Raw genomic sequence first — 13,597 nt, 5'->3', positions numbered from 1 at the left:
AACAGGGCGTCGAACAGGGCGTCGGGCTGGGCTCAGAACTCCAGGCGCGGCGACGCCGGGCCGAGCACCGCGGCGGCGGGCGTGACGCCCCATGCGGCGCTCAGCTCGCCGCTCAGCACCTCGGTGAGCTTGCGCACGTCCTCGGCGGCCGTGGGGTGCAGGGCCTCGGCGACGATCAGCACGGAGGCGGTCGTGTCGCGGACGGCCGACAGGCCGCTCTGCCGGTTGGTCCAGCGGCGGGCGTGCGCGTGGCCGCCGCCGTCGGCGAAGATCACCTCGCCGGGCTCGGGGTGCTCCCGCTCGCCGGCGAGCGTGACGTACTCCTCCTGGCCCGTCGCGCGCCGCACCTCCAGGAAGCCGTCCACGCGGGACAGGTCGAACACCGCGACCGGGATCGCGAACGCCACCGACACCGCGTTGCACAGGTCGATCAGCGGATGGATGCGCGGCAGCGCCCCCTCCTTCTTGAACCGGCGCAGCAGGGACTCCGAGGCGCACCGGTACTGCGTCGGCTTGAGCCCCATGCGGGAGAAGGCCCGCCGCCACGCCTGGATCTCCGGCAGCCCGGACTCCGGCCCGGCCGCCAGCCGCTCGGCCGCGGCCGCGTGGTGGGCGCGCAGCGCCTCGTCGACGGAGGCGCCGGGCGTGATGCCCTCGGCCAGGATGGTGCCCGGGACCAGCTCCGGGAAGTCGCGCCAGACGGCGTCGTCGTGCTGGAAGTGCATGGGCCCATCGTCTCAGACCGTCTGAGACCGTCGCAGGCCGTCTCAGGCGATGTAGGCGGCGTAGACCTTCTTCGGCACGACCATCCGCCACGCCTCCACGACCAGCTCGCGCATCTCGGCCTCGTCGAGCGCGGCCATGCGCGCGCAGACCCAGTTGAAGCGCAGGTCGGACTCGGGCGGCAGGAGGAACTTGGCGGGCTCGGCGGCGACCAGCGCGGCCCGCTCCTCCTTCGGGAAGGCGAAGCCCATCACGGTCTCGTCGCGCGAGAACGCCAGGTAGACGATGGCGCCCACGCGGAACTTGACCCGGTCTCTGATCAGGTGCTCCGACGACCTCGGCAGGGTCGCCGCGAGCCGCCGCACGTCCTCGACTGTGACCACGGGGCCACGTTAGCGGTTGCCCTCCGCGGCCGAGATGTCGGCCAGCGCCGAGTTCGGGTCGCGTTCGACGGCCAGGTCGCCGATGCTGAGGATGCCGACGGCGCGGCCGTCCTCGACGACGGGCAGGCGGCGCACCGCGTGCGAGCGCATGAGCTGGACGGCCTGCTCGATGCTGGTGTCGGGGCCGATCGCCTCGACGTCCGACGAGCACGCCTCCTTGACGGGCGTCTGCGGGCCCTTGTCGTCGGCGACGAGCCTGACGGTGATGTCACGGTCGGTCACGATGCCGCGCATCCGGCCGTTGTCGTTGACGATGATCGCGCCGGTGTCGTTGTCGCGCATGAGGGCGGCGGCGGCGCTGGCCGGCTGGTCGCCCTCGATGGTGGCGGGGTGGGTGGTCATCACGTCTGCCACGGTCTTGGCCATGGTGAGCTCCTTGTTCATCGGTGGAGCCTCCCAGCTACCCGCTGTCGGGCCGCTAATCCTGACCGAATAGTGAGACGTTTTCTCTTGAATAGCGAGACAGATGTTAGCCTGCCGGGGACGATCACGAGATGAGGAGTCCCGATGGACGCCGTCTACACCCACGGTCACCACGAGTCGGTGCTGCGCTCCCACCGCTGGCGCACGGCCGCCAACTCGGCCGCCTACCTGCTGCCCCACCTGGAGCCGGACATGACGCTGCTCGACGTGGGTTCCGGGCCCGGCACCATCGCCGCCGACCTGGCCGCGCGGGTGTCGCGGGTGACGGTGTCGGAGGTGACGCCCGAGGCGCTGGCGCTGGCCGAGGCCGAGCTGGAGGCCAGGGGCGTGAGCAACGCCGACTTCCGCGTGGCCGACGCCCACGCGCTCGGCTTCCCCGACGGCGCCTTCTCCGTCGTCCACGCCCACCAGGTGCTCCAGCACGTCGGCGACCCCGTCCTGGCCCTGCGCGAGATGGGCCGGGTGACCAGGCCGGGCGGGCTGGTGGCGGCGCGCGACAGCGACTACACCGCCTTCGCCTGGTATCCGCTGCTGCCCGCGCTGGAGGAGTGGATGGCCCTCTACCAGAAGCTGGCCCGCGCCAACGGCGGCGAGCCGGACGCCGGGCGGCGCCTGCTGTCGTGGGCCCGCGCCGCGGGCTTCACCGACGTCACCGCCACCGCCTCCGTCTGGTGCTTCGCCACGCCCGCCGACCGGGCCTGGTGGGGCGGCATGTGGGCCGAGCGGATCCTGCGCTCCGCCATGGCCGAGCAGGCCCTGACCAGCGGCGCGGCCACCGAGGACGACCTGCGCCGGATGTCCGGCGGCTGGCTGGAGTGGGCCGCGGCCGACGACGCCTGGCTGTCGATCACCCACGGCGAGATCCTCTGCCGCGTGTGACGGGCGGCGTCCGCGACCGGTCGTTCAGAGGCCGAGCGTGCCCGCCCGCTGCCACTGCGGGTCGCGGTAGAGCACCACGTCGGTGCCCTCGATCAGCTCGTCCGGCGCCGACAGCATGGTGATCTCGCCGGCCGCCTGCAGCTCCAGCAGCAGGTCACGCACCCGCGGCCCCACCGGCAGCCGCCCCGCGGGCAGCCGCAGCCCGTCGCGGATCGTGTCGGCGATCTGCGACAGGCTGAACGGCCCGTCGAACCCCGAGACCACGCCCCGCACCATCGTCATCGTGATGCGCTCCTCGGCCTCGGCGTGGGCGAGCTGCCAGGTCATCTGCTCGCGCCGGCCGCCCGTGCCGGCGCACGACGGGCAGCGGTGCGTCAGGCCCGGCGCCAGCACCTCCTCGGCCGAGCCGAGGCAGGCCGTGCACAGGTGGTTCTCGGCGGCGTGCAGCTCGGCCGCCATCCGCCCGGCGAACTGCGCGCCGCAGTCGCACGAGTAGGCGTCGCCGAGGATCGTGCCGGACGGTGCGGAGATCGTGTGTTTCGTCATCGCGGGTCACCCTACCCGCGCGCGGCCAGCCCGCGCAGACGGCGCAGCGCCTTGCGGGCCGAGGCCGACACGCGGGCGTCCGGGTGGTGGTCGATGAACACCCGCAGCACCGCCTCCGCGCCCGGATGGTCGGCCAGCGCCAGCAGCGCGACGGTGCCCGCCTGCTCCTCCGGGTCCAGCCCGAGCGCCACCGACTCGACCACCTCGTCCGCCTCGCCGCCGAACTCCAGCAGCGCCGCCGCCATGTCCACCAGCGCCCAGGCGAGCTCACCCGACCCCGGCCGCCCGTCCCCGCCGCCGGTGCCGTCGCCGTCGGCGCCGCGGTGGTCGCGGCCCAGCCTGGCGGCGACGACCGCGCCCGTCCGGGGCTCCGCCAGCAGCCCGTCGAGCGCCCGGCGGCCGTCCTCGCCGAACCGGGTGGCCAGCAGCTCGATCCCGACCGCCCGGCCCAGCGGGCTCGCCCCGCCGACCGCGGCGGCGATCTCCGCCGCCGCTGCCGCCCGGTCGCGGCCCGCGAGCCAGCCGGTCAGCTCCTCGTCGCGTTCCGGCTCCGGGTACGAGCGCAGCCCGTGCAGCAGCGCGGCGGCGTCCCCGCCGGCCAGCGACCCCATGACCGGCACCCGCTGCCCGGTCACCTCGGCGATCAGCTCCCTGCCGGTCCACAGGCCGAGCGGCGTCAGCTCGTACGGCGCGGAGTCCCGTACCAGGCCGAGCCGGGCGAGCGCGGCGGGCGGCTCGCCGGCGGCGGGGTCGCGCGCCAGGAACCGGCGGACCAGCTCCAGCAGCAGCCCCTCCTCACCGCCGAGCACGTCCCGGCAGGTCAGCGCCCACGCGCGCAGCACCTGCGCGGGATCGCCGCCCTCGGGGGCGCCGGGCACGGCGGCGGCCAGCTCGCCGTCAGGCGGTAAATGGATGGGCGGCTGGAGTGGCAGGGTGTCATCGTAGGGGGCCATTGCCCCATCCTGTCGGATATTTGTGGAGATCATCTATGCTGTTCCGTCCCGCGGCCGAGTCCGAACTCGACCGCCTGCTCGGCTGCGTCGTCGACGAGCCCGTGAGCTGGGCCGACCCCGACCGGCTGCGCGCCTTCCTCGCGGACGGGCACTACCGCTACGACCGCATCTGGGTGGCCGAGCGCGACGGCGAGATCCTGGCCCGCGCCGTGTGGTGGGGGTTCCCCGACTCCGGACCCCTGGCCCTCGACTGCCTCTACGTCGACCCGTCCGTCCCCGACCGGGTGGAGCTCGCCGCCGACCTGCTGCGGCACGCCCACGAGGCGTTCGGCGACAGACCCGCCTACCACCTGTTCGTCCCCGCCGGCTGGCGCGACCAGCCCGCCGTCACCGCCGCCGTCGCCTGGCGGTGGGAGGCCGGCGGCCGGGCCGGGCTGACCGACGAGCTCGAACGCCTCCGCTACGCCTGGAAGCCCGGCGCGCCGGTGCCCGAGCCGACCGGCCGGCTGGAGTTCCGCGCCGAGCCCGACGACGAGGCGTTCGCCGACGCGTTCCGGCAGGCCGCCGAGGGCAGCCTCGACCACCACACCCGCCAGGCCCTGCTCGTCAAGGACGCCGCCGCCGTCGCCCGCGAGGACCTCGACGACTACCTGCGCATGCCGGGGGAGCGGTCCTGGTGGCGGCTCGCCTACACGCCCGGCGGCGAGCTGGCCGGGTTCGCGCTGCCGTCCGCCAACCAGGCCGGGCCCGTCGTCGGCTACCTCGGCGTCCTGCCCGCCCACCGGGGCCGCGGCTACGCCGCCGAACTGCTCGCCGAGATCACCCGCTCGCACGCCGGGCGCGGCGCCACCCGGATCGCCGCCGACACCGACGCCGGCAACGTCCCCATGGCCAGGACCTTCGAACGGGCCGGCTACGAACTGTTCGCCGTCCGGCTCGTCCTGTCCCCGGATCCCGCGAACCCGTGATGCGGCACCCCATCCCGCTCCGTCACCCTTGAACGCATGAACTGGGACATCGACCACCTCGACCTCGAGGCGTACCTCACCAGGATCGGTCACGACGGGCCCCGCGACGCCACCCCCGGGACGCTGCGGGCCGTGCACCGCGCGCACGTGACCGCCATCCCGTTCGAGAACCTGGACGCCGTCCTGGGCCGCGGCGTCCCCATCGACCTCAAGTCCGTGCAGGACAAGCTGGTCGGGGGACGGCGCGGCGGCTACTGCCACGAGCACAACCTGCTGCTCGCCGCCGCGCTCGAACGGCTCGGCTTCCCCGTGACGCGCCACCTCGCCCGCATCCGGCTCGGCCGCCCGCACCTGCCCCGCTCCCACGCCGTCCTCACCGTCGAGGCCGGCGGCATCCGCTGGCTCGCCGACGCCGGCTTCGGCGGCGACGGGCTCGTGGAGCCGCTGCCGCTCGCCGACGGCGCCCACGCGGCGCTGGGGGAGTGGCGCTGGCGGCTCGGCCGCGACGGCGGCTTCTGGGTGCTGCACGCCGGGTCCGCCGAGCTGTACGCCTTCCGCGAGGACGAGCCGCAGTACCCGAGCGACTTCGAGATGGCCAACCACTACGTCGCCACCCACCCGCGATCGCCGTTCGTCCGGCACGTGCTCGCCCAGCGCACCGTGCTCTCCCCGGACGGTCACGCCGCCCGGGTGCGCGTCGGCGACCTCGGCGCCACCACCGCCCGCGAGCTCGCCGACGCGCTCCGGGACCGGATCGGCATCACGATCACCGAACAGGACGCGGCCCCGCTCCTGTCCCGCCTCACGGGGTGACCGCTCCTCTCCGCCCGGGGGCCGGTCAGCGGGCGAGGCGGGTGCGGACGACGAGGTCGTGCAGCGCGTCGTGGGCGGTGGCGGCCTCCGGGAGGCGGGAGGCGGCCCCGGCATTCTCCAGCTCGGCCGTCAGCCGCGCCACGTCGGCCTCCGCCGCCGGGACCGCGGGGGCGGCGCCGTGCTCGGCCTCCCGCTTGGCGGCCACCCGGTCGGGAAGGTAGGCGGGCAGGTACGCGTACAGCCGGGTCACGTCCGCCGGCCAGCCGGGCAGTTTCACAGGTGGTCCCTCCGTACGTCGATCAGGAACGCCTCCACGGCGGCCCGGTCGGGCCGGTCCGGCAGGACGGACGGCGCGCCGGCGAGGTCGGCGGCCAGTTCGGCGCGCCAGGCGTCCACCCGCTCCCAGGGCACCTCGCCGCGCCGGACGGCGAGCAGCCGGTCGCGGTGCGCGCCCACGTCGACCAGCGGCTCGCCGTGCCGCACCAGGTGCAGGCCGTTGATCAGCAGCCGGATCATGTGCATCGCCTGCTTCCACTTGGGCGCGGCCGGGTCCAGGCGGCGGAACTGGGCGTCGGCGTAGCCGGTGAACGTCTCGTGGGCGCGCCGCGACAGGAACGCGCCGCGCAGCTCGCGCAGCCGCCGCCCCTCGGCCGTCTCGACCTCGACGATCGGCGACCACAGGCACTCCAGCACGGTCGGGTTCGCGTCCAGCGCCAGCCGGCAGAACCGCTCGACCTCCCACGAGAACTGCTCGGGCAGCGGCCCGTCGCGATGCGTGACCGGTTTGTCCAGCCGCCAGAAGTCCGCCGTCGGCGCCACGAACACGCCCCGCCGGTCGGTGTCGGACGCGCCGGTCCGCAGCCCGTACGCCCGCGAGCCCGTCACGACGGAGAGGATCAGGTCATCGTCCACCCGGCCACCTTGCCAGGCCGGGCCGGCGGGCCGCTCACCAGGTCCGCCGGGCCGCCCCTGCCGCATCGTGAGCAGGGTGGAAAGGATCTCCCCGACACCCGGGCCCGAAGGGCTTGCACAGCCCGGAGGGGCCTGGTCTGATCAGGAAGTGCGAGGTTATGAGGCTGCCTATCGGCAGAGCATCGAGGACCCCGAGACGTTCTGGGGCGAGGCTGCGCGCGGGATCGACTGGGACGTGCCGCCGGAGCGGGCGGCCACCGAAGGCGGCTGGTTCGCCGGGGGCAGGCTCAACACCTGTCACAACGCCGTCGACCGTCATGTGGCCGCGGGCCGGGGCGGGCAGGACGCGCTGATCCACGACAGCCCGGTCACCGGCACGGTGCGCCGCTACACCTACGCCGAGCTGCTGGAGCAGGTGTCCAGGACGGCGGGGATGCTGCGCGGGCTCGGTGTCGGCCGGGGCGACACCGTGGTGATCTACATGCCGATGGTGCCGGAGGCGGTGTTCGCGATGCTGGCCTGCGCCAGGATCGGGGCGGTGCACTCGGTGGTGTTCGGCGGGTTCGCGGCCGGTGAGCTCGCGGTGCGGATCGACCACGCCCGGCCCAAGGTCGTGCTGTCGGCCTCGTGCGGCATCGAGCCGTCCCGGACCGTCGCGTACAAGCCGCTGCTCGACGCGGCGCTGCGGCAGGCCGCGCACCGGCCGGAGCACTGCGTGGTCCTGCAGCGGCCGCAGGGCCCGGCCGAGCTGAGCGAGGGCCGCGACCTCGACTGGGCGCGGGCGGTGCGGGAGGCCGAGCCCGCGGAGTGCGTGAGCGTGGCGGCGACCGACCCGCTGTACGTGCTCTACACCTCCGGCACGACCGGGGTGCCCAAGGGGGTGGTGCGCGACAACGGCGGGCACGCGGTCGCGCTGCACTGGAGCATGTCCCACGTGTACGGGGCCGCGCCGGGGGAGGTCTTCTGGGCTGCCTCCGACGTGGGCTGGGTGGTCGGGCACTCCTACATCGTGTACGGGCCGCTGCTGGCGGGGTGCACGACCGTGCTGTACGAGGGCAAACCGGTGGGCACGCCGGATCCGGGGGCGTTCTGGCGGGTGGCCTCGACGTACGGGGTGCGGACGCTGTTCACGGCCCCGACGGCGATCCGCGCCATCAAGAAAGAGGACCCATCAGGAAATTTCGCCAAGAAGTGGGACTTGTCGGCACTGCGCTACCTCTTCCTGGCCGGTGAGCGCCTCGACCCCGACACCTACCACTGGGCCGCCGGCCTGCTCGGCGTCCCCGTGATCGACCACTGGTGGCAGACGGAGACCGGCTGGCCGATGGCCGCCAACTGCGTCGGCATCGAGGAGCTGCCCGTCAAGCCGGGCTCGCCGACCAAGCCCGTCCCCGGCTACGACGTGCGCGTCCTCGACGAGGAGGGCCACGAGTGCCCGCCCGGCGCCGAGGGCGCGGTCACCGTGCGCCTGCCGCTGCCGCCCGGCTGCCTGCCCACGCTCTACCGCGACGACGCCCGCTTCGCCGAGTCCTACCTGTCCCGCTACCCCGGCCACTACCTGACGGGCGACGGCGGCTATGTGGACGACGACGGCTATCTGTACGTGATGGGTCGCGTCGACGACGTGATCAACGTGGCCGGGCACCGGCTGTCCACCGGCGCGATGGAGGAGGTAGTCGCGGCGCACCCGGACGTCGCCGAGTGCGCGGTGATCGGCGTGGCCGACGAGCTGAAGGGCCAGCTCCCGATGGGCTTCGTGGTGCTCAAGGCGGGAGCCGGGCGCGATCCGGCCGAGGTGGAGCGCGAGCTGGCGGCGATGGTGCGCGAGAGGATCGGCCCGGTGGCGGCGTTCCGCACGGCCGTGGTGGTGCCGCGGCTGCCCAAGACCCGCTCGGGCAAGATCCTGCGCGGGACGATGCGCGACATCGTGGCGGGGCGCGCGTACCGGGCGCCGTCCACGATCGAGGACCCGGCCGCGCTGGCGGAGATCGCCGAGGCCGTCACGGACCGGTGAACTCCACGGTGAATCACCCAAAGAATCACCATAAAAAGCGTCATGATGGGATTTCTCACGCTCTTCGGAGACGCGCATGACGGACATCCTCAGCTACGCCGACGCCCTGAAGATCCTCGGCTGCGACCAGAGCCGCCTCGTCAAACTCGTCGACCTCGCCTCGACCGTGTCGCTGACCGGCTGGGCGCTGGCCGGCGGCGCGCGCCTGCCGATGGGCCTGCTCGACCTGCGCGCCGACGTGGTCCGCTACACCGAGGACGTGGTCCGCCGGATGACCGGCCGAGGCGGCCACCGCTTCGAGCGCACCCAGCGGCTGGCCGCGGCCCACGCGGTGATCGTCGTGTCGGCGTACTTCGAGGCGCTGGGCGAGGCGCGGCTGCCGGTCGGGCTGGAGTCGCTCGACCACACCGCCCACCCGGGCACCGGTCCCGCCGAACGGTTCGCCGCCCTGGTGGAGAGCCTGCTGCTGACCCCGCTGCCGATGCCCGAGCCGCACCGCCCGTACGAGGAGACCCGGCAGGCCGTCCAGCGCGTCCACCAGCGGATGTCCGAGGCGGTCACCGCCTACGCGCGCGGGCTGCCCCTGTGGGACAAGCTGCGCGCGGGCGACCGCACCCGGCTGCCGATCCTGCTCGCCGACGGCGCCGCCGCGCAGGCGCTGCGCGTCTACGACGAGGACTACCGGCTGCTCAGCCGCGACAACCCCGAGTTCGGCATGTGGAGCCTGGTCACCGAGACGCCGCCGCTCGGCGCCGGCCTGTCGCGGGTGGCGCGGCTGCTGGCGGAGCTGGCCCCGCCCCGCCTGGGCGACCGGCCGATGATCCACCTGGTGCGGCTCGCCGCCACCGCCCTGGACCAGCCGCTCATGTCGGGCGGCACCGCGCCCGAGGACGTCACGCTGCCGCTGCTCGGCGAGGGCTACATCAGCCCCCGCTGCCGGGTCGCGGAGATGACCCGCGAGGCCACGCCCGCCGCCCGGAGCTGGTGGAACGACCGCCGCCGGCTGCCCGACGCGGAGGCGTTCCTGGTCGGCCACCTCACCTCGCTCGGCGCCACGCAGGCGCCGCTCGTCGTGCTCGGCGAGCCCGGCGCGGGCAAGTCCAAGCTGGCCGAGGTGCTCGCCGCCCGGCTGGCCGGCTCGGAGTTCCTGCCGATCAGGGTCGAGCTGCGCCACGTCGTCGCCGAGTCCACCGTCATCTCCCAGATCGACCAGGGCCTGCGCAACGTGCTCGGCGAGGAGGTGCGCTTCGAGGAGCTGGTCGACGCGGGCGGCGGCGCGCTGCCGGTCGTCATGCTCGACGGCTTCGACGAGCTGATCTCCAGCCGCCACGACTACCTGGAGCAGATCCAGGAGTTCCAGGCCGGGCAGTACCGGGTGGGCAGGCCCGTCGCGGTGATCGTGACCGGCCGCACCGTGCTCGCCGACCAGGTCAGGTTCCCCGAGGGCGTGCTGGCGCTGCAGCTCCAGCCGTTCGAGGAGGACCAGGTGCGGCGCTGGCTGGACATCTGGGACCAGACCAACCGGGCGCTGCTGGCCCGCCACGACCGGGTGCCGCTGAGCGCCGACGCGGCGCTCGCCCACGGCGAGCTCGCCACCCAGCCGCTGCTCCTGCTGCTGCTCGCGCTGCACGACGCCACCGGCGACCCGGTCCGGCCTGACGGCACCGGCATCGGCCGCGCCGCCCTGTACGAGTCGCTGATCCGCGACTTCGCCCAGCGCGAGGTGGCCAAGGACGCCGCGGCCGGCGGGCTGCCCCCGGCCCGCCAGCGCGCCCTGGTCGACCGGGAGCTGGTGCAGCTCGGCGTGGTGGCGCTGTCGATGTTCGCCCGCGGCCGGCCGGTCGCGGCGGAGGCGGCGCTGGACGCCGACCTGGCCGCCGTGTGCGGGCAGGCCCGCCGCGACGCCGGTGGCACCGTCAACTGGGCCCGCCGCGCCACCCGCCGCTTCTTCTTCGTGCACCGCACCGAGCCCGGCGACCGGGTGCCGCGCTACGAGTTCCTGCACGCCACGTTCGGCGAGTTCCTCGTCGGCTGGCTGGCCGTCCACGCGGTGCGCGAGCTCGTGCGGCGGCACGACCTGCTCGACAGCGAGCTGGCCGCCGCCCCCGCCCAGGACCTCGACGACGACCTGCTCTACGCCGTCACCTCGTTCTCCTGCCTGGCCGAACGCGGCCCGGCGATCGGCTTCGCCGTCGAGCTGCTGTCGGCGCTGCCCGCCGACGTGCGCGCCCGCGCGGTCAGCCTGCTCGGCGCGCTGCTGCGCGAGTCGCTGCACGAGCGCCGCCGCCGCTCCTTCACCGCCTTCGAGCCCGTACGCCATCCCGTCACGCGGCGGCTGGCCGCCTACTCCGCCAACCTCACCCTGCTGTACGCGGCCGCCGCGGGGGAGCCGGTCCGCGTCTCGGAGCTGCTCGGCGACGGCGACCACCTGGCCCGCTGGGCCTCGTACGCGCATCTGTGGCGCAGCCAGCTCGGCGAGGACGGCTGGAACGGGCTGCTAGCGGCGCTGCCCGCGCAGCGCGTGTCGGAGGGCGGCGAGCGGGACGTGCTGCTGGGCGGCGCCCCCGAGCCGCCCGCGGCCGAGGGGCTGAGCTGGTGGTTCGACCACCGGATGCGGCAGCGGGCCACCGTGCTGCGTCACCGCACCCGGGCCTTCGCCGAGCGCCCCTACCTGCTCAGCCTCGACACCGACCTGCTGGCCGACCTGCTCGCCGACGACGCCGACCTGCCGCTCGTGCTGCGCCCGTCGGGGAACGTGGCCAGCGCCACCCACCTGGTGCAGGAGCTGCTGACCGGCGGCCCGGCGGGGCCCGAGGAACGCGTCGCCCTCTACCTGGACGCGATCGGCGCCGTCACCGCCGCGAACATCTCCGGCGGCGGCCGGCTGCTCGGCCTGATCGCGCACGCGGTCACGCTGGACGGCGGCGCGCTGCCGTTCGCCGAGCGCGGCCGCATCCTCAGCGAGCTGCTGCACGGCGGCGCCGAGCACGCGCTGCTGCGCCCGCTCGTCGAGTCGATGATCGCCGAGCGGTTCGAGAGCTGGGAGAGCCTCGTGCAGGCGGGCATCCCGGAGGACGTGCTCCGCAAGATCCACAGCCCCTAGGCGGCCGGAAGCTCGACCGTGATCGTCAGCCCGCCCTCCTCGCGGGGCCGGGCGACGACCGTGCCGCCGTGCGCCTCGGCGATCACCCGGACGATCGACAGCCCGAGCCCGCTGCCGCGCTCGGAGCGCAACCGGTCGCCGTGCAGCCGCCGGAACGGCTGGAAGATCGTCTCGATCTCGTACGGGGGCACCTGCAGCCCGGTGTTGGCCACGACCAGCTCGACCTGCTCGGCCCGCTGCCGCGTCGTCACCCACACCTCGCCCTTGGGGTGGTTGTGGCGGATCGCGTTCTCCACCAGGTTCTGCACCAGCCGCTCCACCAGCACCGCCTCGCCCGCGGTCGGCGCGGCGTCGAGCAGCCGGTGGATCGTCACCTCCCGGTCCTGCGCCTCGGCGGCGGCCAGGTCGAGCACGTGCTCGGCCACGTCCGTCAGGTCGAACGGCCGCCGGTCCAGCACCGCCTGCTCGCCCTCGGTCAGCGCCAGCAGGCCGTCGATGAGCCGCTCGTGCCGGGCGTTGACCAGCAGCAGCGACTCGCCGAGCCGTTTGACGTCCTCGGTCGCGTCCGGCCGCCGCACCGCCACGTCCACCAGCGTCCGGTTGATCGTCAGGGGCGTGCGCAGCTCGTGCGAGGCGTTGGCGACGAAGCGCCGCTGCCCGTCGAACGAGCGGGCCAGCCGGTCGAGCATGGTGTCGAAGATGTCGGTCAGTTCCCTGACCTCGTCGCGCGGCCCCCGCCAGCCGATCCGTTCGGTCAGGTCGTGGCTCTGCGCCACCCGCCGGGCGGTCTCGGTGGCGTGCCGGACCGGGCGCAGCGCCCATCCGGCGGCCCGCCAGCCCAGCGCGAACGCCACCCCCGCGCCGCCCAGCACGACGAGGGCGCCGACGGTGCGCACGTTGGCGAGCGTGTCGCGCTCGTACACGGCGCGCACGTGCATGACACGGTCGCGGGTGAACTCGTAGACGGTGCTGTAGCGGTGGGTGATCCAGCCGGCGTCGCGGACGTAGTCGGGGGTGATGAGCCCGGAGCGGTAACTGAGGCTCTGCTGCACCACGACGTGCACGCCCGCCAGCACCAGCACGCCCGCCACGAGGAACACCCCGGCGCAGGCCAGGCCGAAACGCAGTCGGACGCTCATGGGATGCGATACCCCGACCCCGGCACCGTCTCGATGACCTGCGGCTGGCCGAGCTTCTTGCGCAGCTTCGTCATCGTGGTCCGCACGGTGTTGGTGAACGGGTCGATGTGCTCGTCCCACACCTTCTCCAGCAGCTCCTCCGCCGACACCACCGCGCCCCGCGCCCGCAGCAGCTCGGCCAGCACGCCGAACTCCTTGCGCGCCAGCGGCACGTACCGGCCCTCGCGGAACACCTGCCGGTGCGCCCAGTCCAGCCGCACCCCGGCCCGCTCCAGCATCGGCGGGTCGGCCCGCCTGGCCCGCCGCCCCAGCGCGTGCACCCGCGCCAGCAGCTCCTCGAACGCGAACGGCTTCGGCAGGTAGTCGTCGGCCCCCAGCGACAGCCCCGCCACCCTGGAGCGCAGGTCCGACGCGGCGGTCAGCATGAGCACGCGCACCAGCCAGCCGCGCTCCACCACGTGCGCGCACACCTCGTCCCCGTGCCTGCCCGGCAGGTCGCGGTCCAGGATCAGCACGTCGTAGTCGTGGACGCCCAGGCGTTCCAGCGCGGCCTCCCCGTCGTAGGCCACGTCCACGGCGAGCGCCTCGTTCCGCAGTCCCTCCGCGATCGAGTCGGCGAGCATCCGCTCGTCCTCGGCGATCAAGACACGCACCTTGGCCCCCAAAGATCCATAAATGAAG

The 13,597-nt window shown here is 74.4% G+C and carries 14 protein-coding genes; 5 read left to right on the top strand and 9 right to left on the bottom strand.

The genetic code is table 11. The features are described 5' to 3' along the window. Positions 1-32 precede the first annotated feature (32 nt). The 3 genes from AB0J53_RS31190 to AB0J53_RS31180 are packed head-to-tail and all read right to left on the bottom strand — an operon-like array spanning position 33 to position 1,550. Complete coding sequence (locus AB0J53_RS31190) at positions 33-725, bottom strand: phenylalanine--tRNA ligase beta subunit-related protein (RefSeq protein ID WP_219514970.1); 693 nt, start codon at positions 723-725, stop codon at positions 33-35. Between the two features lie 42 nt (positions 726-767). Continuing rightward, the gene (locus tag AB0J53_RS31185; RefSeq protein ID WP_219514969.1) at positions 768-1,106 is read right to left on the bottom strand and encodes an MmcQ/YjbR family DNA-binding protein; all 339 of its coding nucleotides are present in this window, start codon (positions 1,104-1,106) and stop codon (positions 768-770) included. Between the two features lie 9 nt (positions 1,107-1,115). Beyond that, a complete protein-coding gene (locus AB0J53_RS31180) occupies positions 1,116-1,550 on the bottom strand; it encodes a CBS domain-containing protein (RefSeq protein ID WP_364179079.1) in 435 nt (144 codons plus the stop codon). A gap of 123 nt (positions 1,551-1,673) precedes the next feature. Here AB0J53_RS31180 and AB0J53_RS31175 point away from each other — a divergent pair, with 123 nt between their 5' ends. Further along, positions 1,674-2,468, top strand: a complete 795-nt coding sequence (locus tag AB0J53_RS31175; RefSeq protein WP_364179077.1) for a methyltransferase domain-containing protein — start codon at positions 1,674-1,676, stop codon at positions 2,466-2,468. Between the two features lie 24 nt (positions 2,469-2,492). Here AB0J53_RS31175 and AB0J53_RS31170 read toward each other — a convergent pair whose 3' ends face one another. Then, a complete protein-coding gene (locus AB0J53_RS31170; RefSeq protein WP_219514965.1) occupies positions 2,493-3,014 on the bottom strand; it encodes a hypothetical protein in 522 nt (173 codons plus the stop codon). Between the two features lie 11 nt (positions 3,015-3,025). After that, the gene (locus tag AB0J53_RS31165) at positions 3,026-3,967 is read right to left on the bottom strand and encodes a hypothetical protein (RefSeq protein ID WP_364179075.1); all 942 of its coding nucleotides are present in this window, start codon (positions 3,965-3,967) and stop codon (positions 3,026-3,028) included. 35 nt (positions 3,968-4,002) lie between these two features. On the opposite strand from AB0J53_RS31165, the gene AB0J53_RS31160 reads away from it, so the two are divergent. Together AB0J53_RS31160 and AB0J53_RS31155 are read left to right on the top strand one after the other, a co-directional pair. Beyond that, entirely contained in the window at positions 4,003-4,935 is a 933-nt protein-coding gene (locus AB0J53_RS31160) for a GNAT family N-acetyltransferase (protein ID WP_364179073.1), read from the top strand. 36 nt (positions 4,936-4,971) lie between these two features. Next, positions 4,972-5,748, top strand: a complete 777-nt coding sequence (locus tag AB0J53_RS31155) for an arylamine N-acetyltransferase (RefSeq protein ID WP_364179071.1) — start codon at positions 4,972-4,974, stop codon at positions 5,746-5,748. A 25-nt stretch (positions 5,749-5,773) separates the two neighbouring features. Here AB0J53_RS31155 and AB0J53_RS31150 read toward each other — a convergent pair whose 3' ends face one another. Both AB0J53_RS31150 and AB0J53_RS31145 read right to left on the bottom strand, forming a co-directional pair. Beyond that, entirely contained in the window at positions 5,774-6,025 is a 252-nt protein-coding gene (locus AB0J53_RS31150) for a hypothetical protein (RefSeq protein ID WP_364179069.1), read from the bottom strand. After that, positions 6,022-6,660, bottom strand: a complete 639-nt coding sequence (locus AB0J53_RS31145; RefSeq protein ID WP_364179067.1) for a nucleotidyltransferase domain-containing protein — start codon at positions 6,658-6,660, stop codon at positions 6,022-6,024. Before AB0J53_RS31145 ends, AB0J53_RS31150 begins: the two co-directional genes overlap by 4 nt. A gap of 148 nt (positions 6,661-6,808) precedes the next feature. Between AB0J53_RS31145 and AB0J53_RS31140 the strand changes: the two genes are divergently transcribed. Then, the gene (locus tag AB0J53_RS31140; protein WP_364179065.1) at positions 6,809-8,674 is read left to right on the top strand and encodes a propionyl-CoA synthetase; all 1,866 of its coding nucleotides are present in this window, start codon (positions 6,809-6,811) and stop codon (positions 8,672-8,674) included. A gap of 76 nt (positions 8,675-8,750) precedes the next feature. Beyond that, positions 8,751-11,777, top strand: coding sequence for a hypothetical protein (locus tag AB0J53_RS31135; RefSeq protein ID WP_364179063.1), 3,027 nt, complete (start codon positions 8,751-8,753; stop codon positions 11,775-11,777). Here the strand turns inward: AB0J53_RS31135 and AB0J53_RS31130 are convergent. Together AB0J53_RS31130 and AB0J53_RS31125 are read right to left on the bottom strand one after the other, a co-directional pair. Further along, a complete protein-coding gene (locus tag AB0J53_RS31130) occupies positions 11,774-12,916 on the bottom strand; it encodes a HAMP domain-containing sensor histidine kinase (protein WP_364179061.1) in 1,143 nt (380 codons plus the stop codon). The two genes, AB0J53_RS31135 and AB0J53_RS31130, sit on opposite strands and share 4 nt — an antisense overlap. Next, entirely contained in the window at positions 12,913-13,569 is a 657-nt protein-coding gene (locus tag AB0J53_RS31125) for a response regulator transcription factor (RefSeq protein ID WP_364179059.1), read from the bottom strand. The genes AB0J53_RS31130 and AB0J53_RS31125 overlap by 4 nt, the downstream gene beginning before the upstream one ends. Between the last annotated feature and the right edge of the window lie 28 nt (positions 13,570-13,597).

This window comes from Nonomuraea sp. NPDC049725 (assembly GCF_040674795.1).
In the GTDB taxonomy this organism is placed as follows: domain Bacteria; phylum Actinomycetota; class Actinomycetes; order Streptosporangiales; family Streptosporangiaceae; genus Nonomuraea; species Nonomuraea ceibae.
Note: the sequence above shows the minus strand (reverse complement) of the source record. Positions and strands in the feature narration are given on the sequence as shown.